This window comes from Achromobacter pulmonis, from assembly GCF_002885955.2.
Classification (GTDB): domain Bacteria; phylum Pseudomonadota; class Gammaproteobacteria; order Burkholderiales; family Burkholderiaceae_B; genus Achromobacter; species Achromobacter pulmonis_A.
This window is the reverse complement of record NZ_POQS01000002.1, coordinates 289,991-311,458: the sequence shown is the minus strand read 5'-3', so window position 1 is coordinate 311,458 and position 21,468 is coordinate 289,991. Positions and strand designations below refer to the sequence as shown.

The following is a 21,468-nucleotide window of genomic DNA, read 5'->3' as shown; positions in this document are numbered from 1 at the left end:
GCTAGACGGTGGCCGGCTCCCGGCCCACCGCCGCGACCACGCCGGCTTCGATCAGCGCGCCGATCTCCTGCTCGCCGTAGCCGAATTCCCCCAGGATCGCGATCGTGTCCTCGCCCAGGCGGGGCGCGGCGCGATGGTACTGCGCGGGCGTGGCCGACAGCTTGACGGGCATGCCGACGGTGCGGACCTTGCCCGCCACCGGATGGTCCTGTTCCACCACCATGCCGCGCGCCAGCGTCTGCGGGTGCGACAGCGCCTGCGCGATCGAGTGCACCGGGCCGGCCGGCACGCCGGCCGCGTCGAAGATGTCCAGCCACGCCTGCGCGGGGCGGGTTTTCAGGATCGCCGACATTTCCTCCACCAACTGCTCGCGGTTCTGCATGCGGTCGCGGTTGCGCGCGTAGCGCGGGTCCTCGGCCCATTGCGGCTGGCCCAGCGCCTGCGCGATGCGCTGCCAGTTCTTTTCGTTGGCCCCGCCGATGATGATCCAGTCGGTGGCGGTGGGGAATGCCTGGTAGGGCGCGCTCAGCACGTGCGCCGAGCCGGTGGGGCCGGGCGAGACGCCGCTGCCGAAGTAGATGGCGGCATGCCAGTAGAGCTGCTGCAGGCTGGCTTCGAGCAGCGAGGTCTCGACGATCTGGCCTTCGCCGGTGCGCTGCTTGTGCTGGTAGGCCGCCAGCACCCCGAAGGCCGCCAGCAGGCCGGCGTTGATGTCGGCCACGGAGTTGCCGGTGCGCAGCGGCGGGCCGCCAGGCTCGCCGGTGATCGCCATCAGGCCGGAGAAACCCTGCGCCACGAGGTCGAAGCCGCCCTTGTCGGCGTAGGGGCCGGTGGTGCCGTAGCCCGACACCGCGCAATAGATGAGGCCGGGGTTTTCGCGGCGCAGGGTGTCGTAGCCCAGGCCCAGCTTTTCCATCGTGCCCTTGCGGAAGTTCTCGGTCACCACGTCGGCGTCGCGGATCATGCGCAGCAGGATTTTCTTGCCCTCGGGATGCTTGAGGTCCAGCGCGATGGCGCGCTTGTTGCGGTTGAGCATGAGATAGGGCGCCGAGATGCCGTTGATCTGCGGGTCGCGGTACTGGCGCGAATCGTCGCCGCCGTCGAGCTTCTCGACCTTGATGACGTCGGCGCCCAGATCGGCCAGCATCATGCCGCAGGTCGGGCCGGCCATGATCTGCGACAGCTCGATCACGCGCATGCCGGCCAGCGCGCCGGCCGGACGCCGGGTATCGTCGTTATGCATGTGGACTCCTAGCGCCGCGTTCAGCGGCCGTTGAATTGCGGCTTGGCCTTGGCCAGGAAGGCGCGGTAGCCCGCGCGGAAGTCTTCGGTGTCGAAACAGTCGAACGCCTCGTCGCGGTCGGCGTCGGTCAGGGCCTTGCCGCCGACCAGGTTGCGGACGAATTTCTTGTGCCAGCGCGCCACCAGCGGCGCGCCGTCGGCGATGCGCCGGGCGGTGGCCTGGGCCTGCGCGGCCACCTGGTCGTCGGGCTCCACGCGCGTGACCACGCCCAGCCGCAAAGCCTCCCGGGCGTCGAAGATGCTGCCTTCGAGCAGCACCTGCAGCGCCGCCGACGGGCCGACCAGCCGCACCAGCGGCGCCAGCTCCGAATACGACATCACCAGGCCCAGGTTCTTGATCGGCACGCCGAAGCGCGAGCTTTCGCCGCAGATGCGGATGTCGGCCAGGCTGGCGATCTCCAGCCCGCCGCCCACGCAGATGCCGTGGATCTGCGCGACCACCGGATGGCGGCACCCGCCGATGGCTTCGATGGTGCGGCGCATGACGGCGCCGTACTCGATCGCCTGGCGCTTGTTGCTGCGCGCGGTTTCGAATTCGCCGATGTCGTTGCCCGGCGAAAAGGCCTTTTCCCCGGCGCCGCGCAGCAGCACGCAGCGCACGCTGTCGTCGGCGTCCAGTTCCAGGAAGGCGTCGCCCAGCAGCCGCCAGCTGTCGATGGTGAAGGCATTGAGCTTGTCGGGACGGTTCAGCACCACCGTCACGATGTCGCCGTCGCGCTGGCGCAGGATGAGGGAGGCGTCGGAAGAGGGGGATGCGCTCATGGCGTTCCTTTGCATGGGCGGGGGCGCGGCCCCCGCGGGGTTACTGTTTGCTCAGGCCCAGGCTGGCGGTGAGCTTGCCGTACTTGCTCCATTCGTCGCGCACATAGCTGGCGAAGGCCGCCGGGGTCTGCGGGCCGCCGCCCAGGTCCATGCCCTGTTCGGCCAGCTTGGACTGGATCTCGGGATCGGCCAGGGTCTGGGCCAGCGCGCGGTCGAGCTTGTCCAGCACCGGCTGGGGCAGCCTGGCCGGGGCCAGCACCGCGTACCACTGCACCACGTCCAGGCCCTTGATGCCGGACTCGGCCAGCGTGGGCACGTCGGGCAGCCGCTTGCTGCGCTCGGCGCTGGTCACGGCCAGGGGCCGCAGCTTGCCGGCCTGGATCTGGTTGATGGCGCCCGGCAGGGTGTCGAAGTTCAGGTCCACGCTGCCGCCCAGCAGGTCGGTCATGGCCTGGCCGCTGCCCTTGTAGGGCACGTGCTCCATGGTGACGCCGGCGATCTGCGAGAAGCGCGCCGCGCTCAGGTGCTGCGGGCTGCCCATGCCGGAGGAGGCATACAGCAGCTGCTTGGGCTTGGCGCGGGCGTCGTCGACCAGGTTCTGCACGCTGGTGTAAGAGTGCTTGGCGGGATTGACCACCAGCACGTTGGGCACCGAGCCGATGTAGCGCACTGCGGTGAAGTCCTTGATCGGATCCAGGTTGGACTGCACCACATACGGCGCGGCGACGGTGGACTGCATATTGGCCAGCAGCAGGGTGTAGCCGTCGGCGTCGGCCTTGGCCACGTAGTCGGCCGCGATCAGTCCCGAGGCGCCGGGCTTGTTCTCGACCACCACCTGCTGGCCCAGCACCGTGGACAGGCGGGCGGAAAGAATACGGGCCGATACGTCCGTGCCGCCGCCGGGCACGAAGCCGACGATCAGGCGCAGCGGCCGTTGCGGCCAGGCGGATGCGTCCTGGGCCAGGGCGGGGCCGGCGGCGGCCAGGCCGGCGCCTAGCGCCAGTGCGCCGGCCCAGGCGCGAGCATGCTTGTTCATGAAGGTCTCCTTGGTGGGGGGATACCTGCCCGCGTGTTGCTTGCTCTATGATGGGGTCAGGTTGGTATTCCGGTGGTGTCTGGTATACCAGATACAAAAATAATCGAATCAGCGAGCACGTACAACTCATGGCTAACCCTGAAGTCCTGGATCAATCCGTCCCCGATCTGGCCATCCATCACCCGACGCTGCCGGCCGTGGTGGCCGAAAAACTGCGTCAGCTCATCATCGACGGCACCTTCAAGCCGGGCACCTGGCTGAACGAGCGCGACCTGTGCGATCAGTTGAAGATTTCACGCACGCCGCTGCGCGAGGCCTACCGCATGCTGGCCTCGGACGGGCTGCTGGCGTTGCAGCCCAAGCGCGGCGCGATGGTGATCGAATTGTCGGCCGACGACGTCGAGAACATTTTCGATGTGCTGTCGGTGCTGGAAGGACTGGCGGTGCGCAGCGCCGCCGAACGCGCGAGCGACGCCGAACTGGCGCAGATTGCGCAATTGCACGCGCAGATGCGCGAGAACTATGAAAAGCGCGACATCCGCGCCTATTTCGCCGCCAGCATGGGCACCCACATCGCGATCAACCGCGCGGCGCACAACCCGGCGCTGACCCATGCCTATGACCGCCTCAACCTGCAGGTGCAGGCGCTGCGCTACAAGTCCAATTTCGACAGCGACGAATGGACCGCGGCGGTGGCCGACCACGAGGCCTTCGTGCAGGCGCTGATGCGGCGCGACGGCGCGCTTGCCGAATCGCTGATCCGCAAGCACGTGGGCAGCAAGAAGGCCTACAACCTGCGCGCCCGGCACGCGGGCGCGCCCCAGCGCTGAGCGGCGCCGGGACGCGCGCGCTTCAGGCCGGCTGCGCCGCCGCCTGGCGGCGCCGGCCTATCATCAGCGCGATGACGGCGGCGATCAGGCCGGTGGCGCCCGAGATCACGAAGGCCATCAGGTAGCTGCCCTGCGCGGCGCGCAGCGCGCCCGCCATCCACGCGGCGCTGGCTGCGCCCAGCTGGTGGCCGGCCACGATCCAGCCGAACACGATGGCGGCGTCGCGCTCGCCGAAGGCCTCGGTGGTCAGGCGCAGCGTGGGCGGCACGGTGGCGATCCAGTCCAGCCCGAAGAAGATGGCGAAGATCGACAGGCTGTAGAACGAGAAATCGGAATAGGGCAGGTAGATCAGCGACAGGCCGCGCAGCCCGTAGTAGACGAACAGCAGCTTGCGCGGATCGTAGCGGTCGGTCAGCCAGCCGGACGCGGTGGTGCCGATCAGGTCGAAAACGCCCATCAACGCCAGCAGGCCGGCGGCCTGCACCTCGGGCATGCCGTGGTCTCCGCAAAGCGCGATCAGGTGCGTGCCCACCAGGCCGTTGGTGGTGAAGCCGCAGACGAAGAAGGTGGCGAACAGGAACCAGAAGGTGCGCGTGCGGGCCGCGCGCGCCAGCACGCCGAAGGTGGTGGCCAGCAGGCCGGGGCGCGGCGCCGGCGCGACCGGCGCGGCGTGCGGATCGCTGCCGTACGGCGTCAGGCCCACGCTGGCCGGGCTGTCGGGCACCAGCCACCAGGCCAGCGGCACCAGCGCCGCGGCGGCGGCGGCCACCGCCCACACCACCCGGGTCCAGTCGCCGGACGAGGCCAGCGCCGCCAGCACCGGCAGGAACACCAGCGTGCCGGTCGCGGTGCTGGCCGTCAGCAGGCCCATCATGACGCCACGGTGGCGGGTGAACCAGCGGTTGACGACGGTGGCGCCCAGCACCACGGCGACCGCGCCCGAACCGATGCCCGAGAACACGCCCCAGGTCATGAGCAGGTGCCAGGGCTGGGTCATGAACGCGCTGGCCGCGCTGGAGGCGGACATCAGCGCCAGCGCGCCGATCAGCACGCGGCGCGGTCCGAAGCGCTCCATCGCCGCGGCCGCGAACGGGCCGACCAGGCCGTACAGGAAGATCCCCATCGCGGCGGCGAACGAGATCGTGCTGCGGCTCCAGCCGAAAGCCTCTTCCAGCGGCACCAGCAATACGCCGGGCGAGGAGCGCAGGCCGGCCGAGACCAGCAGGGACAGGAAGATCACGGCGACGACGACGAACGCGTACTTCTGGCCGACGCGCCGGAAAGGCATGGGGGGTTGGGCTATACTCATGTTACTTACCGGTACGTATGAAGAGTCGAGAAGCGCATAGTACGTACCGGTCAGTAACACAGTCAAGCGCTTTTTGTGGCGCTGTCAGCCAGACAAGGAGCACGAGCATGGCCAGCAAGACCGCCGACACCCGGCCCGCCGCCAAGCAGCCGCTGGCGGCCGACCGCATCCGCAAGACGGCGCGGGAAATGTTCTACCGCGACGGCATCCGCGCCGTGGGGGTGGACGCCATCGTCAACGAGGCGGGGGTGACCAAGCCCAGCCTGTACCGCAGCTTTTCGTCCAAGGACGAGTTAGCGGCCGCCTACCTGCGCGATTACGACGCGGAATTCTGGGCCCGCTTCGACGCGGCCTGCGCCGCCCATCCCGGCGATCCGCGGGCGCAGATCCTGGCCTACCTGTCCGGCCTGGGCGCGCGCGCCGTGCAGAGCGGCTATCGCGGCTGCGGCCTGACCAATGCGGCGGTGGAATATCCGGAATCCGACCACCCCGCGCGTGCCGTGGCGGTGGCCCACAAGGCGCAATTGCGCACCCGGCTGGCGGCGATGGCTAGGGAAATGGGCGCGGCCGATCCCGACGCGCTGGGCGACGGGCTGCTGCTGCTGCTGGAAGGCGCGTTCGTGTCCAGCCAGCTGTTCGGGCAGGGCGGGCCGGCCGGCCGCGTGGCGCAGATGGCGGACAAGCTGATCGAGGCGCACCTGGCCCGCTGAGCCGGCGCACCCGGATGGTGCGCAACACGGTGCCTCATGCACCAGAATTTCGCGTTTGTACTCATTGTGCAACGAACAAAAAAATGCTTGGAGATTCTTATTGCGACGCAGCAGACTCAGGTCTAAGATGAGTTCGTGCTGTTCCACATCGCGCTTTCTCAAGGAGAGAATCATGAGCGATACCGCATTGAAGAACACCCGGGAACACTCTGTGGCCGGCAAGGGCGCAAAAGCGCAGGCGCTGGGTCCGACCGGCGGCTGGCGGCGGCTGAAGCTGCGCCTGGCGGCCCTGGGCGGCGCGGTAGGCGAAGTGCTGCACGATATGGACGAAGGCCGCCGCCAGCATCCGGTGATTTCGGCCTACCACTAGCAGCACGCAGCAAGCCAAAAAAAGCCAGCAGATGCTGGCTTTTTTGCGTCTGGAGCGCTCGATCAGGACTTGAGCTTCGCGTCCATCGTGATCTTGGCGTTGAGCACCTTGGAGACCGGGCAGCCCTTTTCGGCCTTGCGGGCCGCCTCTTCGAAGGCCTGCGCGCTGGCGCCGGGAATCACGGCTTCGACCGTCAGGTGCACGGCTGAAATCGAAAAGCCGTCGGCCACCTTGTCCAGCGTGACCTCGGCCTTGGTGTCCAGGCTTTGGGCCACCATGCCGGCCTCGCCCAGGATGGCCGACAGCGCCATGGTGAAGCAGCCGGCATGCGCTGCGCCCAGCAGTTCTTCGGGGTTGGTGCCCGGGGTGTCGCCGAAGCGCGTGTTGAAGCCGTAGGGTTGGTCCTTGAGTACGCCGCTTTGGGTGGAAAGGGTGCCCTTGCCGGTCTTCAGGTCGCCCGACCAGGCGGCGGTTGCGGTTTTCTTCATGCGTGACTCCTGTAAGAAGGGCGCCCGTTGCGGGCGCATCCGGTGGGTGGGAGCGGGCCGCGCGGGCCGCCTTGTCGATGATACGGCCCGCGGCTTGCGGCGGCTTGCGCGCATCGGCAAGCCGATGTAACGGCGGCGTGGGCACGGGGCGCTACGCGGATAAGGCAGAATACGGGGATTGCCTTCAATTCCTTCAATCTTTCCGAGAAACGTAGTCATGTCTGCCGCATTCCTCCGCTGCGCCTGTGCCATTGCGCTGGCCGTTCCCGTCTTTACCGCCCAGGCCGAAGTCGTCATCGGCGTGGACGTGTCCACGACCGGTCCGGCCGCCGCCATCGGCATCCAGACCAATAACGCGATCCGCCTCTGGCCCGCCACGCTGGGCGGCGAGCCGGCCCGCTACGTGGTGCTGGACGACGGCACCGACGTCAGCCGCGCGGTGAAGAACATGCGCAAGCTGACCTCGGAGGACAAGGTCGACGCCATCGTCGGCCCCAACACCACCGCGGCGGCGCTGGCCGGCCTGGACGTGCTGGCCGAGACCGGCACGCCGATGATCGCGCTGGCCGCCTCCAGCGTCATCGTCGAGCCGCTGTCCGACCCCAAGCGCGCCTGGGCGTTCAAGATGCCGCAGAACGATTCGCTGATGGCGACCGCGCTGGTCGAGGACATGAAAAAGAAGGGCTTGAAGAACGTGGCCTTCATCGGCTTCGCGGATTCGTACGGCGACAGCTGGTGGAAGGAGTTCAGCGCCGCCGCCGGCGACGACCTGAAGATCGTGGCGCAGGAGCGCTTCCAGCGCACCGACGCCTCGGTGGTGGGCCAGGCGCTGAAAATCATCGCCGCCCATCCGGACGCCGTGCTGATCGCCGGCGCGGGCACGCCCTCGGCGCTGCCCCAGAAGACGCTGCTGGAGCGCGGCTACACCGGCGCCATCTACCAGACCCATGGCATCGCCACGCTGGAATTCCTGCAGATCGGCGGCGCCGACGTGGAAGGCACGCTGTTTCCGACCGGCCCGGGCGTGGTGGCCCGCGAGCTGCCCGACGGCAATCCGGTCAAGCCGGTAGCCGTGGCCTTCGCCGACAAATACGAAGCCCAGTACGGCAAGAACACGATGACGCAGTTCGCCGGCGACGCCTATGGCGCGTGGATGCTGCTGGATTCGGCGGTGGCGCGCGCGCTCAAGACCGGCGCCAAGCCGGGCACGCCGGCGTTTCGCGCCGCGCTGCGCGACGCCATCGAGGACACCCGCGACCTGGTCGTGCCCAACGGCGTGCTGAACATTTCCAAGGAAGACCACCAGGGCTTCGACGAACGCGCGCGGGTCATGGGCGTCATCAGGAACGGCCGGTTCTCGTACGCGCAATAGCCATCCGGCGGCCGGGTCATGGACGCCAACGGTTCGTAACCAGTCCTAACGTCCCATAGGGGCAGGGCAGGGAAAAGCAGGCTGCGGCCTGCTTTTTTTCGTCCATATCATTAGCGTCGAAATGATTTAGTGTCGTATCATTTTTAGTGCATTCATGAATCTAGAAATAAATCAGGGAGAAAACGACCCATGAACTCGACCTCGATCCGATCCCGGCGCCTGCTGGCGGCGCTGAGCCTGGGGCTGCTGGCCGCCTGCTCCGATTCCGGCTCAGACAAGCCCGCCGCGGCCGCCGCCGACAAGCCGGCCGCCGCCTCCACGCTGGAAGCGGCCAAGGCGGCCGGCAAGATACGCATCGGCTATGCCAACGAAGCGCCGTTCGCCTACATGGACAGCAAGGAAGCCAAGGTCACCGGCGAATCCGTGGAAATCGCCCGCGTGGTGCTCAAGCGCATGGGCATCGACGAGGTGGAAGGCGTGCTGACCGAATTCGGCTCGCTGATTCCGGGCCTGCAGGCCAAGCGCTTCGACATCATCGCGGCCGGCATGTACGTCACGCCCGAACGCTGCCAGCAGGTGGCGTTCTCCAACCCCACCTACGGCGTGGGCCAGGCGTTCCTGGTCAAGCAGGGCAACCCCAAGAACCTGCACAGCTACGAAGACGTGGTCAAGAACCCCGACGCCAAGCTGGGCGTGGTGGTGGGCGCCATCGAGGGCGAGTACGCCTCCAAGTCCAAGGTGCCGCCCGCCCAGGTGGTGGTGTTCCCGGATGCGGTCAGCGCGCTGTCGGGCGTGCAGGCCGGCCGCGCCGACGCCTACGCCGCCACCGCGCTGACGGTCAACGATCTGATGGGCAAGACCAGCGCCGCCAGCGGCCTGCAGAAGGCCGAGCCGTTCACCGACCCGGTCATCGACGGCAAGAACGTGCGCGGCTATGGCGCCTATGCGTTCCGCAGCGACGACAAGGCCTTCGCCGATGCGTTCAACGCGGAACTGGCCAAGTTCATCGGCACCGAAGAGCACCAGAAGCTGGTGGCGCCGTTCGGCTTCACTTCAGAGGAGCTGCCCAAGGGCGTGACCGCCGCCCAGCTGTGCGCCGGCCAGTAAGGGGGCGGCCATGCAGCTGATCTCCGAGCATTTCGCCGAGCTGGCGCCGCCGCTGCTGGAAGGCCTGGGCGTCACGCTGCAGGTCATGGCGGGCGCGGTGGTGCTGGCCGTCCCGCTGGCGCTGGCCGCGGGCATCTGCCGCCTGTCGAGCCTGGCCCCGGTGCGCTGGATCGCCTCGATCTACGTGGAGGTGTTCCGCGGCACGTCGGCCCTGGTCCAGCTTTTCTGGTTCTATTTCGTGCTGCCGCTGTTCGGGGTGCAGTTGCCGGCCATGCTGGTGGGCATCGTGGTGCTGGCGCTCAACGCCGGCGCCTACGGCGCCGAGGTGGTGCGCGGCGCGATCCGCGCGGTGCCGCCGGGCCAGCGCGAGGCGGGCATCGCGCTGAACCTGACGCGCGCGCAGATCATGCGCCGCATCGTCGTGCCGCAGGCGGTGCCGGCCATGCTGCCGCCGGCCGGCAACCTGCTGATCGAACTGCTGAAGAACACGGCGCTGGTGTCGCTGGTCACCATTACCGACCTGACGTTCCGCGGCCAGCTGCTGCGCAGCGAAACCCTGCGCACCACCGAAATCTTCACCCTGATGCTGCTGCTGTACTTCGCGGTAGCCTTGCTGATCACGGCCGGCGTGCGCCTGCTGGAGCGGAGGGTCCGGGTCCGATGACACCGATATTCGACTGGTCTTTCGCCCTGGAAATCCTGCCCACCCTGGGCTCCGCCCTGGTCGTCACCATCCAGGCCACGCTGCTGGGCATGCTGGTGGCGGTCACGCTGGGCCTGGTGCTGGCCATGCTGCGGCGTTCGCGCCTGCACATCGTGTCGCTGCCGGTCGGCTTCGTGATCGAGTTCGTGCGCAGCACGCCGCTGCTGGTGCAGATGTATTTCCTGTTCTACGTGCTGCCCCTGACCGGCATGCGCATGTCGCCGCTGGCCACCGGCATTCTCGCGCTGGGCCTGCACTACGCGACCTATTGCGCCGAGGTCTACCGCGCCGGCATCGAGGCGGTGCCGCGCGGCCAGTGGGAGGCCGCCACCGCGCTCAACCTGTCGCGCTGGCGCACGGCGGTCGACGTGGTGCTGCCGCAGGCCATACCGCCCGTGGTGCCGGCGCTGGGCAACTACCTGGTGGCCATGTTCAAGGACACGCCGCTGCTGTCGGCCATCACCGTGGTCGAGCTGCTGCAGCAAAGCAAGATGATCGGCTCGGCCACGTTCCGCTACACCGAGCCGCTGACCCTGGTGGGCCTGCTGTTCCTGGCGCTCAGCCTGGTGGCGGCCTGGGGCGTGCGCGGCCTGGAGGCCCGTTTGCAACGATATGGAGGAAGGCGATGAGCGCCAGCGTAAGCATCAAGAACCTGCGCAAGCAGTACGGCGACCTGGAGGTGCTGCGCGGCATCAACCTGGAGATCCCGGCCGGCCAGACCGTGGCCGTGATCGGGCCGTCGGGCTCGGGCAAGTCCACGCTGCTGCGCGTGCTGATGACGCTGGACCGCCCCAGCAGCGGCGAGATCGAGATCGACGGCGTGCCCATGTGGACCGACGCCCAGGGCCGGCCGGTCGGCCCCAACTCCGAGCACCTGCGCAAGGTGCGCGGCAAGATCGGCATGGTGTTCCAGCACTTCAACCTGTTCCCTCACATGACCGCGCTGGGCAACGCCATGGAAGCGCCGCTGCGCGTGTTGGGCATGTCGCGCGACCAGGCCCGCGAGCGCGCCGTGGAGTACCTGGAAATGGTGGGGCTGGGCGACAAGCTCGACGTCTATCCCGCGCAGCTGTCGGGCGGGCAGAAGCAGCGCGTGGGCATCGCGCGGGCGCTGGCCATGTGCCCCGGCATCATGCTGTTCGACGAAGTCACCTCGGCGCTGGACCCGGAACTGGTCGGCGGCATCCTGCAGATCCTGCGCGACCTGTCGGCGCGGCGCAGCATGACCATGATCATCGTCACCCACCAGATGAAGTTCGCCGAACGCAGCTCGGACCGCACGCTGTTCTTCGACGCCGGCAACATCGTCGAGGACGCGGAATCGTCGGTGCTGTTCAGCCAGCCGCGCGAGGAACGCACGCGCCAGTTCCTGGACTCCGTGATCGAGGGCCAGTAGGGCTGCGGCGCAGGCGGTATGCTGTGGTATCCCCTGACACGGAGGTTCCTCGCATGTCCCTGCTTTTCAGCCCCGCCGCCATCGGCAACCTGGAACTGGCCAACCGCATCGTCATCGCGCCCATGTGCCAATACTCGGCAGAACAGGGCCGGGCCGTCGACTGGCACATGATCCACCTGGGCCACCTGGCGCTGTCCGGCGCCGGGCTGATGTTCATCGAAGCCACGGCGGTCGAGCCGGAGGGCCGCATCTCGCCGGGCGATCTCGGCCTGTGGTCCGACGACACCGAGGCCGCGCTGGGCCGCGTGGTGGCCGCCGTACGGCGCCATTCGCCGATCAGGCTCGGCATACAGCTCGGCCACGCGGGCCGCAAGGCCTCCAGCGAGGCGCCCTGGAACGGCGGCCAGTTGGTCGCGCCCGAGGCGGGCGGCTGGCAGCCCTGGGCGCCTTCGGCCCTGCCGCACGGCGCGGCCGAGCCGGCGCCCCGGGTCCTGGACCAGGCTGGCCTGGCGCGCGTGCGCGAGGCCTTCGTCGACAGCGCCCGCCGCGCGCTGCGCCTGGGGCTGGACGCGATCGAGCTGCATGCGGCGCACGGCTACCTGCTGCACCAGTTCCTGTCGCCGCTGGCCAACCGTCGCGACGACGCCTACGGCGGCTCACTGGAGAACCGCATGCGCTTCCCGCTGGAGGTGTTCCAGGCGGTGCGCGAAATCACGCCGCGCAATGTGGCGCTGGGCGTGCGCGTCTCGGCCACGGACTGGGTCGAAGGGGGCTGGGACCTGGAGCAGACCCTGGCCTTCGCGCAGCAGCTCAAGGCGCGCGGCTGCGAGTTCATCGATGTGTCTTCCGGGGGCGTGTCGCCGCAGCAGAAAATTCCGGTCGGGCCGAACTACCAGGTGCCGTTCGCCGAGCAGATCAAGCGCCAGGTGGGCATGCCCACCATCGCCGTCGGCATGATTACCGAGGCGCAGCAGGCCGAGGACATCCTGGCGCAGGGCCAGGCCGACATGGTCGCGCTGGCGCGCGGCATGCTGTATGACCCGCGCTGGCCCTGGCATGCCGCCGCGCAGCTCGGCGGCCAGGTCGCCGCGCCGCACCAGTACTGGCGCTCGCAGCCGCGCGACCAGAAAGCGCTGTTCGGCGAAACCCGCTTCGGCGCGCGCTAGCGGCCGGCCGCGCCGGGCCGGCGGCCTTCGTAGGCGTCCTGCAGCAAGGCGCGCAAGGCCGCGCGTTCCAGCGGACGCGGGTTGGGATAGGGCGTGCGCAGCGCGATGTCGCAGGCCTGGTCCAGGTCCTGCTCGCGCATGCCGATCTCGCGCAGCGCCGTGGGCGCGCCCAGCGAGCGGGCCAGGTCGTACACGCCCTGCGCGGCGTCGGACGCGCCCAGCGCGGCGGCGATGCGCTGCATCGCCTGCGGCGCGGCCGGCGCGTTGTAGGCCAGCGCATGCGGCAGCACCACGGTATGCACCTCGGCGTGCGGCAGGTTGAAGCTGCCGCCCAGCGTATGGCAGAGCTTGTGGTGCAGGGCCATGCCCACACTGCCCAGCACGGTCCCGCAAAGCCAGGCGCCGTACAGCGCGTCGCCGCGCGCCGCCTGCAGGGCCTGGCCGGCCGCGCCGCCGCAGATGACGGGCAGCGCCCGGGCCAGCGCCCGGATGCCTTCCTGCGCCATCAGGTCCATGATGGGATTGCCGTCGGCCGAGTACAGCCCTTCGGCGGCGTGGGCGATGGCGTTCATGCCGCTGGTCGCGCTCATCGCCGCCGGCAGCGACATGCTCAGTTCCGGGTCGTAGACCACGCTGCGCGGCAGCACGCGCTCGTCCTTGCCGGTCTTTTTCAGGCCGGCTTCGGTGATGCCGTAGATCGGCGTCATCTCGGAACCGGCGTAAGTGGTGGGCACCGCGATCACGGGCAGGCCGGCCTCCAGCGCGATGGCCTTGCCCAGTCCGATGGTGGAGCCGCCGCCCACCGCCACGGCGCAATCCGCGCCATGCTCGCGCGCCGCCTGGCGCGCCTGGCGCGCGACCTCGATGGGCACGTGCATCGCCGCCTGGTCGAATATGCCGGCGACGCGGTCGGCGCCGAGCAGCGCGGCCACGCGCTCGGCCTGGGCGCGCTGCGGCGCGGTGCACAGCACCAGCGCCCGCCGCAGGCCCAGCGCGTCGAGCTCGGCCGCCAGACCTTCCAGGCTGCCCGGGCCGAAGACCACGCGCTGCGCGCGGCTGGTGTAGACGAACGGCGAGACGGCGTTCGGGTAAGCGGTGTCGGTCATTGCGGTTCCTATTTTTGTGCAAATTGCCAAACTGCGGCCATGCACGCTATCGTAAGTGCCAGCGCCAGCAGGAAAGCACGCGCCACACGCCAAAGCCTTTTGCGCCATATGCACAAATGAAAGCCGTCAAATTCGCCGAAAACCTGTCGATCTTCGTCGACGTCGCGCGCGCGCAGAGCTTCTCCGAGGTGGCGCGCCGCCGCGGCATGGTGGCCTCGTCCGTGGCGCGCCAGATCGGGGCGCTGGAGTCCGAACTGCAGGTGCCGCTGTTCCTGCGCTCCACCCGCGCCCTGGCCCTGACCGAGGCCGGCGAAGTGCTCTACGAGCGCGCCGTGAAGATCCTGCACGACATGACGGAGGCCCGTTCCGAGGTCATTTCGCTGGAACAGAGCGTCCAGGGCCAGCTGCGCGTGAGCTGCCTGCCTGCTTTCGCGCGGCGCTACGTGGTGCCCATGCTGCCGCGCCTGGGCCTGCGCCATCCGCAATTGCGCGTGGAACTGGAGCTGACCGAGCGGGTGGTGGACCCGGTGGTCGAGCGCATGGACGTGGTGGTCAGGGTGGGGCAGCAGCCCGACAGCAGCCTGATCGGGCAGCGCATCGGCAGCCACCGCTACCTGATCTGCGCGGCGCCGTCCTATCTGGAGCGGCACGGCGTGCCGCGCACGCTGGCGGACCTGGCGCGCCACCGCCTGATCGACCGGCGCCACAGCACCAGCGTGCGCGGCTGGCGCGAGGTGGGCGGCGGGCTGTGGGCGCAGGACGCCCGCTTCGTGCTCGAATGCGACGATTGCGACGCGCGGCGCCAGGCCGCGCTGGAAGGCCTGGGCATCGCGCTCATGCCGAACTGGTCGGCCGGCCCGGACATCGGCGCCGGCCGCCTGGTGCAGCTGGCGCTGCGGGACGCCGTGCCGGCGCCGGACAGCGGCATTTATCTGTTGCGGGCCATGCCGCGCGCCAACGCCAGGATACGCGCCTTCACTGAAGCGCTGCGCCAGCAGGTGGGTTCGCCGTCGGTGTGGGACGTCGCGATCGATTCGGTGGCGGGGCCCGTGGCCCGCAGCGCCTAGAGAGCGGCGTAAGCCTGTTCCAGCCGGGCCTGCAGCTGTTCGGCGAAATCGGCCTGGGCCGGGTCCAGCGCCGACATCAGCCGCGCCAGCACGACGTTGTCTTCTTCGCCGTTCCAGATCTTGACGTAGGTGCCTTCCTTGTAGCCGTGGCGCTGGCGGAAGATGTTCAGCACGTTCTTGGAAACGTACTGCGTGTAGGCGTCGTTCCAGCTCATTTCGCAGGCCGTCATGGCCTGCTCCAGCACCTTGAAGCTGGCGCGCCCGCACACCGCCAGGCCGCCGATCAGTTCGAGCAGCTCGGGCACGTTCAGCGTGTCCAGCGCGTAGGCCTTGCCGTCCAGCGACACCGAGGCCGGTCCGGCCAGATCGGCCACCAGCGCGTCGGCGGCCTGCCCGGCGCTGCCGCCGGCCGCGACGATGGTGTGCGACAGATAGAAGTGCAGGATGTCCACCAGTTCCATCTGCACCTGGGGCAGGTCGATGGTCTGCTTCTTCCACCATTTCCAGCCGTAGTGCTCCAGCGCCTCGGCCGATTCGACGAAGGCGGCCCGCAGGAAACGGGCGCCGCCGTTGACCCAGTCCGGATTGATCATGCTGTTCAAGTGGTCCTGCAACTTGAGCATCGTGGCCGCCTGGGCCTGGTTCAATCCGACTACGTTATTCACTTTCACTCCGGGTTCGTGGGGTCTGTTGGACAGCGGCGGAAATGTTAGCACCATTGCCGCCGCGTCCCGGCCTCACGCGCTACCGTCCTTGCGGTACGCGGAGGTCTTCAAGGGCGGCAGCTTGGCCAGCGGCGGCCGGCGCGGATTGCGCGCGCCGGCGGCGGCCTTGAACAGCATCACCGCGAAGAAAACCAGGAAGGCCGCGGGCATCAGCTCGTCCAGGTCGAACTGCGGGCTGCGCAGCACCTGGAACACGATGCGCGCCGCCGCCCAGCCGGCCAGCACGCCGCCTATGGTCAGGATGATGCCGATCTTGCGCTGGCGCGCGCGCCGCGCCAGCGAGTCCGCGGCGGGGTCTTCCTGGCCGGCGGGGGCGGCCGCCGCGGGCTTGCGCGCGGGCGTGGGGAAGGGGTCGGACAACTGGCCGGCGTCGACGCGCTCGGCCTCGACCCTGCCGCGCGCGGCGCCGCCGGCGCGCGTCAGGTTTTCGATATAGCGCACGAAATCGCCGTCTTTCGGCTCGCCATCGATGGCCATGGAGCTCTCCGGTTCAGTTGCCGCGGCGCTGGCGAGCCGGCACGCGGCGTTTGCGCAGCATGGCCACCAGCAGGCCGCCGCCCAGCAGCACCGACAGGCCGGCGCCTATCATCATGGCGATCTGCTGCGCGTTGTCCGCCGTGCCCAGGCTGCGCGCCGTGATGTAGCCCGGCGCCAGCATCAGCGGCAGCCACAGCGCGGCGGAAATGACATTGGCCAGCTGGAAGCGGCCGTGGGCCATGCCCATCACCCCGGCCACCGTGGGAATGGTGGAACGGATCGGGCCCAGGAAGCGGCCGACCAGCACCGAAGCGAAACCGTAGCGGTAGAAAAACAGGCGGGCGCGCGCGACGCCGGAGCGCTGCTGCTTCAGCGGCCAGCGGCGCAGCACGTTCGGCCCGGCCCAGCGGCCCAGCCAGTAAGACAGCGCATCGCCCACGATGGCCCCGGCGATGCCCCAGGCCAGCACGATCCACGGGCTCAGCGTACCCGCGCCGATCAGCCCGCCGGTCAGCAGCATCAGCGCGGTGGCCGGGATGAAGAGGCCCACCAGCACCAGGGACTCGCCCAGCGTCAGCAGGAAAGTGATCGGACCCGCCCATGCCTGGTTGGTCTCGATGAACGCGGCGATCTGGTCGATGTATTGGTCCACGTATAGGCTCACAAAGGCAAACTTGAAAATAAGCTGAATGCAATCGGGTATCTTAACGCCTGCAAGAGCGGACGCGCCTAGTCCGTACGGTTGAAGTCTACAGTCAGGGAATTATGGATTCGGTTACGCAAGCGGTGCTGGGCGCCGGAATACAGGGCGCGCTGATGGGACGCTTCCAGGGACGCCGGGCGCTGATCTACGGCGCGGCCCTGGCCACCGTGCCGGACCTGGACGTGCTGATGAGCTACCCCGACCCGGTCTCGCTCATGACCTACCATCGCGGCTTCTCGCATTCGGTCTTCGTCCTGACCGGCCTGGCCGCCTTGCTCGCCTGGCTGATCCGCAAATACTGGCCGCAGGCGCCCTACAGCGGGCGGCGGCTGTTCCTCACCTTGTGGCTGGTGCTGGTCACGCACCCCGTGCTGGACGCGTTCACCGTCTACGGCACCCAGCTCTTCTGGCCGCTGGCGCGCATACCGGAAAGCTGGTCCGCCGTTTTCATCATCGACCCCATCTACACCGTGCCGCTGGCCGCCGGCGTGCTGGTGGCGATAGCCTGCGGCATGACCCGCGGCGCGCGCCGCCTGCTGGCCGCCGCCCTGGTGTTCAGCACCGCCTACCTGGGCTTCGGCCTGGCCGGCCGCATGGCCGCCGAGCACCGCGTGCGCGAAGCGATGCAGGCCCGGGGCATCGCCGTCACCGACCTGCGCGCGGTCAACATGCCATTCAACACCCTGGTATGGCGCGTCATCGCCAAGACCGCCGACGGCCACTATTACGAGTCCGTCAGCAGCCTGTTCGACCGCGACCCGCCGGAATGGCTGCGCCAGCCGCTGAACCTGGACCTCGGCCAGGCCCTGGCCGGCGTGCCGCTGCACCAGCGGCTGCGCTGGTTCACCGACGACTGGCTGCGCTACGACGCCATCGGCGACGCCCTGGTCGTCACCGACCTGCGCATGGGCGTGGCGGGCCACTACACCTTCCGCTTCAAGATGGCGCAGCGCGCCGCCGACGGTGGCTGGACGCCGGTCACTCCGTCGAGCTGGCCCACCGCGCGCGGCGGCTGGGCCGAATTGAAACTGGTGCTGGCGCGCATCCTGCACGAACAACCGCCGCTGCCGCTGGCGCAGTGGGCGGAGATGGCGGAGCGGTAGGGAAGGGGCGCCGCAGCGCCACGCCGATTTCAAGCCAGCCAGTTTTCTATGACCAGTCCGCGAATACGCTCGAATTCCCGGGTGTTGCCGGTCACCAGTTGGCGCAACCGTAGCGCAGTTCGGCCGCGACGACGATGCTGGTGCAGACCCGGCGATGGCCGACCCGCTCGACACGGCGCGCGGCCCGGCCATCGGGCTCGCGCAGCAGGACGCTGATGATATTGGTGTCCAGCAGATAGGCGCTCATCGCGGGTTTTGCCGCCCGATCGGCATGTCTTCGAGATCGGGGAACTGGTCCGCGGGTCCTAACGGTTCTTCGTTTCTCCATTCGGCCAGCAAGGTCACGATATTTCCCGGGCCGGCTGCGGGAATGGGTGTGGGCAGAGCTCGATCATTGCGGAACGGCCTCGCGTCACGAGACTTGGAAGAAGGGGGCGGGATGGTCATGGTTCGTCCTTTTCGCATGGGCCACAGGGCGGGGCCGCCTTTGTGTCTCTGCAGTCTGCCGGAAACCCCGCCCATTGCACTTCGTATTGACCGCCATCCACCCTGTGTTTTATTCTTGTTCGTCTATTAGGAACTTGAGTTCCATAATTCGGAACTAATATGAGCATTCTCGACGGAGTCCAGCGCGTCTTGTCGCTGTATGCGGACGGCGCGACGGAATTGAGCTTCACCGATGTGGCGGCGCGCCTTGCGCTGCCCAAGAGCACGGCTTCGCGCCTGCTCAACCAGATGCAGCATTACGGCCTGCTGGACCAGGACCCCGCCACGCGCCGCTACCGCGCAGGGGCCTTGCTGGCCCAGGCGGTGCGCGCCGGCATGGCGGCCACGCCGCTCGATGACGCCTGCCGCGCCGTGCTGGCGCGCCTGTCCGACGAAAGCGGGCTGACCGCCTATCTGTCCACCCTGAACCAGCGCGAGACCGTGGTGCTGCAGCGCCTGAACGGCTCGCACCCGGTGCAGGTGCTGTCTTCGCCCGGCTCGCGCCGCGCGGCCTCGGGCACCGCCATGGGCCGGGCGCTGCTGTCGCGCCTGAGCGATGCCGAGTTCCAGGCGCTGTACGGCGCCGACCCCGGCCAGCCGCTGCCCATGGAGGGACGCGATTGTCCCGCCACCGTGGGCGAACTGGCCGGCCTGGTGGCGCAGGTCCGCGCCGACCGCTGCGGCGTCGCCATCGACCAGGCCATGCCCGGTATCGGCGCGGTGGCCGCGGCGCTGCGCGATCCCGCCACCGGCGAGCTGCGCGGCCTGTGCCTGTCCTTCGTGTCTTTCCAGGTCGACGCCGAGCGCGTCGCGCGGTTGCGCCAGACCGTGCTCGAGCAGGTGGGGGCGCTGGGCCGCGAACTGAACGATCCCTATTGGCTCGCCTGAATCTCCAAACTTCCTTACGGAAATCGCTTTCATGAACCTCCTGCTACTCAGCAATTCCAGCAGCGACGCCGGCTATCTGGTGCATGCGCTGCCCGCCATCCGCGAACTGATCGCGGCGCTGCCGCCGGGCGCGCCGGCCGTGTTCGTGCCGTTCGCGGGCGTGACCCGCAACTGGGACGACTACACCGCGCTGGTGGTCTCGGCGCTGGCCGACACCGGCCTGGACATCCAGGGCCTGCACCGCGCCGAAGATCCGGTGGCCGCGCTGGAAGGCGCCGCCGTGATCATCGTGGGCGGCGGTAACACGTTCAATCTGCTGGGCCAGCTGCGCCGCCAGGGCCTGCTGGGCGTGGTGGCGCGCCGGGTCCGCCAGGGCGCGGCCTATCTGGGCTGGAGCGCCGGGTCCAACCTGAGCTGCCCGACCATCTGCACCACCAACGACATGCCCATCACCGACCCGCAGGGCTTCGACGCGCTGGGCCTGCTGCCGTTCCAGATCAATCCGCACTACACCAACGCCCATCCGCCGGGCCACCGCGGCGAGACCCGCGCGCAGCGCCTGGCCGAGTTCTGCACCCTGAACCCGGCGATGCCGGTGCTGGGCCTGCCGGAAGGCTCCGGGCTGCGGGTGAGCGGCGGCGAGATGACCCTGATCGGCCCGCACGAGGCGCCGCTGTTCCTCGGCCAGCAGGAACCGCGCGTATTCCGCCCGGGTCCGGTGGAGGTCCAGGCATGAAGCAAGTCATCGACACGATCGAGCTGCTGTCGTCCGCCCGCGTCACCGGCGAGTCGGTGGCGCAGCGGCTGCGCGAGGCCGGCGACTGCGAAGTCGAGGTGACCCGGCTCGAGCGCGACGGCGCCGCCACCGAATTCCTTTCCATCGTCATCCCGGGCGCCGACGAGACGGCGCCGCAGCTGGGCATCGTGGGCCGCCTGGGCGGCATCGGCGCGCGCCCGGCCGTCACGGGCCTGGTGTCCGACAGCGACGGCGCGGTGGTCGCGATCGCGGCGGCTTTCAAGCTGATGGCCATGGCCCGCGAGGGCGACGTGCTGCCCGGCACGGTGCGCATCCGCACGCATATCTGCCCGCGCGCCGGCACGCGTCCGCATCATCCGGTGCCGATGATGCGCTCGCCATTCCCGATGCGCGAGATGATGTCGCATGAAGTCGATCCGCGCATGGACGCGATCCTCTCGGTCGACACCACGCGCGGCAACCGTCTCGTCAACAAGCGCGGCGTGGCGCTGACGCCGGTGGCAAAACAGGGCTATCTGCTGCGCATTCCCGAGACGATGCTGGACGTGATGGGCTGGGTCAGCGGCGAACTGCCCGTGACGCTGCCGCTGACCACGCAGGACATCACGCCCTACGAAAACGGCCTGTGGCACGTGAATTCGCTGATGCAGCCCACCATCGTCACCGACGCGCCCGTGGTGGGCGTGGCGCTGACCGCCCAGACCACGGTGCCGGGCTGCGCCACCGGCGTGACCAACGCGGTGGACGCCGACGTCGCCATGCGCTTCTGCATCGAAACCGCCAAGCTCTTCGGCCAGCGCGCCATGACGTTTTTCGACGAGGCCGAATGGGCCGCGCTGCAATCGCGCTACGGCTCCATGGCGCACCTGCAGACCGTGGGCCGCGAAACCGGAGACGCGGCATGAGCGCGCAACCGCGGCGGCGGGTGGCGTTCTTCACCATCGGGCAGTCGCCGCGCAGCGACGTGGTGCCGGAAATCGCGCCGCTGCTGGGCGCGCACGTGCAGGTCGACGAGTTCGGCGCGCTAGACGGCCTGGACGCGGCGGCGCTGGCCGCGCTGGCGCCCAAGCCGGGCGCCTACCGCTTCGCCACGCGCATGCGCGACGGCTCGCAGATCGAGCTGGACGCGGCCGCCGCCGAGGCCCGGCTGGCCCAGGTCATGAGCCAGGCCGACGCCGCCGGCTACGACGTGCTGGTGCCGCTGTGCACCGGCACGGCCATCGCGCCGATGCGCACGCTGGTGGTGGAGCCGCAGCAGGTCGTGGATCACCTGGTCGCGGCGCTGGCGCAGCACTGCCGCAAGGTGGGCCTGGTGGTGCCGCTGGCCGCGCAGGTCGACGCCTTCCACATGGCCGTGCCGCTGCCTTGCGACGTCCAGGTGGCGCACGCCTCGCCTTATGAGGCCGACGCGCAGCAGGCGGCGCGAAATTTCGAGCAGGCCGGCCGCGAGCTGGCCTCCTGTGACCTGATCGTCATGCACTGCATGGGTTACGCCGAGCGCATGCGCGCGGCCGTGGCCCAGGCGTCCGGCCGTCCGGTCCTGCTCTCCAACCGCCTCGTCGCGCAGACGCTGGCGCAAATCCTTGGTCCGGGTGTCTGACACCC

25 protein-coding genes are annotated in these 21,468 nt (G+C 69.1%); 15 read left to right on the top strand and 10 right to left on the bottom strand.

All coding sequences use genetic code 11. The features are described from left to right. Window position 1 precedes the first annotated feature (1 nt). Genes C1I89_RS07485 through C1I89_RS07475 form a run of 3 tightly spaced genes read right to left on the bottom strand, consistent with a single transcriptional unit; the run spans window position 2 to window position 3,100 of the window. Window positions 2–1,243, bottom strand: coding sequence for a CaiB/BaiF CoA transferase family protein (locus C1I89_RS07485; RefSeq protein WP_102772158.1), 1,242 nt, complete (start codon window positions 1,241–1,243; stop codon window positions 2–4). A gap of 20 nt (window positions 1,244–1,263) precedes the next feature. Next, the gene (locus C1I89_RS07480; protein WP_102772157.1) at window positions 1,264–2,064 is read right to left on the bottom strand and encodes an enoyl-CoA hydratase/isomerase family protein; all 801 of its coding nucleotides are present in this window, start codon (window positions 2,062–2,064) and stop codon (window positions 1,264–1,266) included. Between the two features lie 40 nt (window positions 2,065–2,104). Then, window positions 2,105–3,100 (bottom strand): Bug family tripartite tricarboxylate transporter substrate binding protein, encoded by a 996-nt coding sequence (locus C1I89_RS07475; protein ID WP_102772156.1) that lies wholly within the window; start codon window positions 3,098–3,100, stop codon window positions 2,105–2,107. A gap of 128 nt (window positions 3,101–3,228) precedes the next feature. Between C1I89_RS07475 and C1I89_RS07470 the strand changes: the two genes are divergently transcribed. Further along, entirely contained in the window at window positions 3,229–3,930 is a 702-nt protein-coding gene (locus C1I89_RS07470; protein WP_102772155.1) for a GntR family transcriptional regulator, read from the top strand. A gap of 22 nt (window positions 3,931–3,952) precedes the next feature. Here the strand turns inward: C1I89_RS07470 and C1I89_RS07465 are convergent, their stop codons facing one another. Further along, window positions 3,953–5,239, bottom strand: a complete 1,287-nt coding sequence (locus C1I89_RS07465) for an MFS transporter (RefSeq protein ID WP_102772154.1) — start codon at window positions 5,237–5,239, stop codon at window positions 3,953–3,955. A 107-nt stretch (window positions 5,240–5,346) separates the two neighbouring features. On the opposite strand from C1I89_RS07465, the gene C1I89_RS07460 reads away from it, so the two are divergent. Both C1I89_RS07460 and C1I89_RS07455 read left to right on the top strand, forming a co-directional pair. Then, on the top strand, window positions 5,347–5,949 hold the full coding sequence (locus C1I89_RS07460; RefSeq protein ID WP_102772153.1) for a TetR/AcrR family transcriptional regulator: 603 nt from the start codon (window positions 5,347–5,349) through the stop codon (window positions 5,947–5,949). Between the two features lie 172 nt (window positions 5,950–6,121). Then, entirely contained in the window at window positions 6,122–6,319 is a 198-nt protein-coding gene (locus C1I89_RS07455; protein ID WP_102772152.1) for an XRE family transcriptional regulator, read from the top strand. A 62-nt stretch (window positions 6,320–6,381) separates the two neighbouring features. On the opposite strand, the gene C1I89_RS07450 is transcribed toward C1I89_RS07455, so the two are convergent. After that, window positions 6,382–6,807 carry an OsmC family protein gene (locus C1I89_RS07450; RefSeq protein ID WP_102772151.1) on the bottom strand — a complete coding sequence of 142 codons (426 nt, stop codon included), beginning with the start codon at window positions 6,805–6,807 and terminating at the stop codon, window positions 6,382–6,384. A gap of 217 nt (window positions 6,808–7,024) precedes the next feature. Here C1I89_RS07450 and C1I89_RS07445 point away from each other — a divergent pair, with 217 nt between their 5' ends. The 6 genes from C1I89_RS07445 (at window position 7,025) to C1I89_RS07420 (ending at window position 12,551) form a co-directional block, all read left to right on the top strand. Continuing rightward, entirely contained in the window at window positions 7,025–8,179 is a 1,155-nt protein-coding gene (locus C1I89_RS07445) for an ABC transporter substrate-binding protein (protein WP_102772150.1), read from the top strand. A gap of 189 nt (window positions 8,180–8,368) precedes the next feature. After that, the gene (ehuB, locus tag C1I89_RS07440) at window positions 8,369–9,286 is read left to right on the top strand and encodes an ectoine/hydroxyectoine ABC transporter substrate-binding protein EhuB (RefSeq protein WP_102772149.1); all 918 of its coding nucleotides are present in this window, start codon (window positions 8,369–8,371) and stop codon (window positions 9,284–9,286) included. 10 nt (window positions 9,287–9,296) lie between these two features. Then, window positions 9,297–9,950: an ectoine/hydroxyectoine ABC transporter permease subunit EhuC gene (ehuC, locus tag C1I89_RS07435; protein ID WP_102772148.1), complete on the top strand. Its 654-nt coding sequence runs from the start codon at window positions 9,297–9,299 to the stop codon at window positions 9,948–9,950. Then, window positions 9,947–10,618 carry an ectoine/hydroxyectoine ABC transporter permease subunit EhuD gene (ehuD, locus tag C1I89_RS07430; protein WP_102772147.1) on the top strand — a complete coding sequence of 224 codons (672 nt, stop codon included), beginning with the start codon at window positions 9,947–9,949 and terminating at the stop codon, window positions 10,616–10,618. The genes ehuC and ehuD overlap by 4 nt, the downstream gene beginning before the upstream one ends. After that, a complete protein-coding gene (ehuA, locus tag C1I89_RS07425) occupies window positions 10,615–11,385 on the top strand; it encodes an ectoine/hydroxyectoine ABC transporter ATP-binding protein EhuA (RefSeq protein WP_102772146.1) in 771 nt (256 codons plus the stop codon). Before ehuD ends, ehuA begins: the two co-directional genes overlap by 4 nt. A gap of 53 nt (window positions 11,386–11,438) precedes the next feature. Continuing rightward, on the top strand, window positions 11,439–12,551 hold the full coding sequence (locus tag C1I89_RS07420) for an NADH:flavin oxidoreductase/NADH oxidase (RefSeq protein WP_102772145.1): 1,113 nt from the start codon (window positions 11,439–11,441) through the stop codon (window positions 12,549–12,551). On the opposite strand, the gene C1I89_RS07415 is transcribed toward C1I89_RS07420, so the two are convergent. Further along, entirely contained in the window at window positions 12,548–13,657 is a 1,110-nt protein-coding gene (locus C1I89_RS07415; protein WP_102772144.1) for a maleylacetate reductase, read from the bottom strand. The two genes, C1I89_RS07420 and C1I89_RS07415, sit on opposite strands and share 4 nt — an antisense overlap. Before the next feature lie 116 nt (window positions 13,658–13,773). Between C1I89_RS07415 and C1I89_RS07410 the strand changes: the two genes are divergently transcribed. Beyond that, entirely contained in the window at window positions 13,774–14,724 is a 951-nt protein-coding gene (locus C1I89_RS07410; RefSeq protein ID WP_102772143.1) for a LysR family transcriptional regulator, read from the top strand. Here C1I89_RS07410 and C1I89_RS07405 read toward each other — a convergent pair. The 3 genes from C1I89_RS07405 to C1I89_RS07395 all read right to left on the bottom strand — a co-directional run bounded on the left by C1I89_RS07405 (window position 14,721) and on the right by C1I89_RS07395 (window position 16,578). Continuing rightward, the gene (locus C1I89_RS07405) at window positions 14,721–15,371 is read right to left on the bottom strand and encodes a dUTPase (RefSeq protein ID WP_102772142.1); all 651 of its coding nucleotides are present in this window, start codon (window positions 15,369–15,371) and stop codon (window positions 14,721–14,723) included. The genes C1I89_RS07410 and C1I89_RS07405 overlap by 4 nt on opposite strands. A 90-nt stretch (window positions 15,372–15,461) precedes the next feature. Beyond that, window positions 15,462–15,926, bottom strand: coding sequence for a hypothetical protein (locus tag C1I89_RS07400; protein WP_102772141.1), 465 nt, complete (start codon window positions 15,924–15,926; stop codon window positions 15,462–15,464). 13 nt (window positions 15,927–15,939) lie between these two features. Further along, window positions 15,940–16,578 (bottom strand): DedA family protein, encoded by a 639-nt coding sequence (locus C1I89_RS07395; RefSeq protein WP_102772140.1) that lies wholly within the window; start codon window positions 16,576–16,578, stop codon window positions 15,940–15,942. A gap of 113 nt (window positions 16,579–16,691) precedes the next feature. On the opposite strand from C1I89_RS07395, the gene C1I89_RS07390 reads away from it, so the two are divergent. Continuing rightward, window positions 16,692–17,732 carry a metal-dependent hydrolase gene (locus C1I89_RS07390; RefSeq protein WP_102772139.1) on the top strand — a complete coding sequence of 347 codons (1,041 nt, stop codon included), beginning with the start codon at window positions 16,692–16,694 and terminating at the stop codon, window positions 17,730–17,732. A gap of 91 nt (window positions 17,733–17,823) precedes the next feature. On the opposite strand, the gene C1I89_RS07385 is transcribed toward C1I89_RS07390, so the two are convergent. Further along, window positions 17,824–17,979: a PIN domain-containing protein gene (locus C1I89_RS07385; RefSeq protein ID WP_440130623.1), complete on the bottom strand. Its 156-nt coding sequence runs from the start codon at window positions 17,977–17,979 to the stop codon at window positions 17,824–17,826. A gap of 359 nt (window positions 17,980–18,338) precedes the next feature. Between C1I89_RS07385 and C1I89_RS07375 the strand changes: the two genes are divergently transcribed. From C1I89_RS07375 to C1I89_RS07360, 4 genes are read left to right on the top strand one after another with little or no spacing between them, the layout of a single operon-like run. Beyond that, window positions 18,339–19,106, top strand: a complete 768-nt coding sequence (locus tag C1I89_RS07375; protein WP_102772137.1) for an IclR family transcriptional regulator — start codon at window positions 18,339–18,341, stop codon at window positions 19,104–19,106. A 31-nt stretch (window positions 19,107–19,137) separates the two neighbouring features. Next, window positions 19,138–19,842 (top strand): dipeptidase PepE, encoded by a 705-nt coding sequence (gene pepE / locus C1I89_RS07370; protein ID WP_102772136.1) that lies wholly within the window; start codon window positions 19,138–19,140, stop codon window positions 19,840–19,842. Then, the gene (locus C1I89_RS07365) at window positions 19,839–20,768 is read left to right on the top strand and encodes a DUF1177 domain-containing protein (protein WP_102772135.1); all 930 of its coding nucleotides are present in this window, start codon (window positions 19,839–19,841) and stop codon (window positions 20,766–20,768) included. Before pepE ends, C1I89_RS07365 begins: the two co-directional genes overlap by 4 nt. Continuing rightward, window positions 20,765–21,463: an AroM family protein gene (locus tag C1I89_RS07360; protein WP_102772134.1), complete on the top strand. Its 699-nt coding sequence runs from the start codon at window positions 20,765–20,767 to the stop codon at window positions 21,461–21,463. The genes C1I89_RS07365 and C1I89_RS07360 overlap by 4 nt, the downstream gene beginning before the upstream one ends. Window positions 21,464–21,468: the final 5 nt, after the last annotated feature.

Coding starts and splice junctions, on each gene's coding strand:
- C1I89_RS07485 (WP_102772158.1), bottom strand. CDS start 1,243: ATGCATAACGACGATACCCGGCGTCCGGCCGGCGCGCTGGCCGGCATG.
- C1I89_RS07480 (WP_102772157.1), bottom strand. CDS start 2,064: ATGAGCGCATCCCCCTCTTCCGACGCCTCCCTCATCCTGCGCCAGCGC.
- C1I89_RS07475 (WP_102772156.1), bottom strand. CDS start 3,100: ATGAACAAGCATGCTCGCGCCTGGGCCGGCGCACTGGCGCTAGGCGCC.
- C1I89_RS07470 (WP_102772155.1), top strand. CDS start 3,229: ATGGCTAACCCTGAAGTCCTGGATCAATCCGTCCCCGATCTGGCCATC.
- C1I89_RS07465 (WP_102772154.1), bottom strand. CDS start 5,239: ATGAGTATAGCCCAACCCCCCATGCCTTTCCGGCGCGTCGGCCAGAAG.
- C1I89_RS07460 (WP_102772153.1), top strand. CDS start 5,347: ATGGCCAGCAAGACCGCCGACACCCGGCCCGCCGCCAAGCAGCCGCTG.
- C1I89_RS07455 (WP_102772152.1), top strand. CDS start 6,122: ATGAGCGATACCGCATTGAAGAACACCCGGGAACACTCTGTGGCCGGC.
- C1I89_RS07450 (WP_102772151.1), bottom strand. CDS start 6,807: ATGAAGAAAACCGCAACCGCCGCCTGGTCGGGCGACCTGAAGACCGGC.
- C1I89_RS07445 (WP_102772150.1), top strand. CDS start 7,025: ATGTCTGCCGCATTCCTCCGCTGCGCCTGTGCCATTGCGCTGGCCGTT.
- ehuB (WP_102772149.1), top strand. CDS start 8,369: ATGAACTCGACCTCGATCCGATCCCGGCGCCTGCTGGCGGCGCTGAGC.
- ehuC (WP_102772148.1), top strand. CDS start 9,297: ATGCAGCTGATCTCCGAGCATTTCGCCGAGCTGGCGCCGCCGCTGCTG.
- ehuD (WP_102772147.1), top strand. CDS start 9,947: ATGACACCGATATTCGACTGGTCTTTCGCCCTGGAAATCCTGCCCACC.
- ehuA (WP_102772146.1), top strand. CDS start 10,615: ATGAGCGCCAGCGTAAGCATCAAGAACCTGCGCAAGCAGTACGGCGAC.
- C1I89_RS07420 (WP_102772145.1), top strand. CDS start 11,439: ATGTCCCTGCTTTTCAGCCCCGCCGCCATCGGCAACCTGGAACTGGCC.
- C1I89_RS07415 (WP_102772144.1), bottom strand. CDS start 13,657: ATGACCGACACCGCTTACCCGAACGCCGTCTCGCCGTTCGTCTACACC.
- C1I89_RS07410 (WP_102772143.1), top strand. CDS start 13,774: ATGAAAGCCGTCAAATTCGCCGAAAACCTGTCGATCTTCGTCGACGTC.
- C1I89_RS07400 (WP_102772141.1), bottom strand. CDS start 15,926: ATGGCCATCGATGGCGAGCCGAAAGACGGCGATTTCGTGCGCTATATC.
- C1I89_RS07390 (WP_102772139.1), top strand. CDS start 16,692: ATGGATTCGGTTACGCAAGCGGTGCTGGGCGCCGGAATACAGGGCGCG.
- C1I89_RS07385 (WP_440130623.1), bottom strand. CDS start 17,979: ATGAGCGCCTATCTGCTGGACACCAATATCATCAGCGTCCTGCTGCGC.
- C1I89_RS07375 (WP_102772137.1), top strand. CDS start 18,339: ATGAGCATTCTCGACGGAGTCCAGCGCGTCTTGTCGCTGTATGCGGAC.
- pepE (WP_102772136.1), top strand. CDS start 19,138: ATGAACCTCCTGCTACTCAGCAATTCCAGCAGCGACGCCGGCTATCTG.
- C1I89_RS07365 (WP_102772135.1), top strand. CDS start 19,839: ATGAAGCAAGTCATCGACACGATCGAGCTGCTGTCGTCCGCCCGCGTC.
- C1I89_RS07360 (WP_102772134.1), top strand. CDS start 20,765: ATGAGCGCGCAACCGCGGCGGCGGGTGGCGTTCTTCACCATCGGGCAG.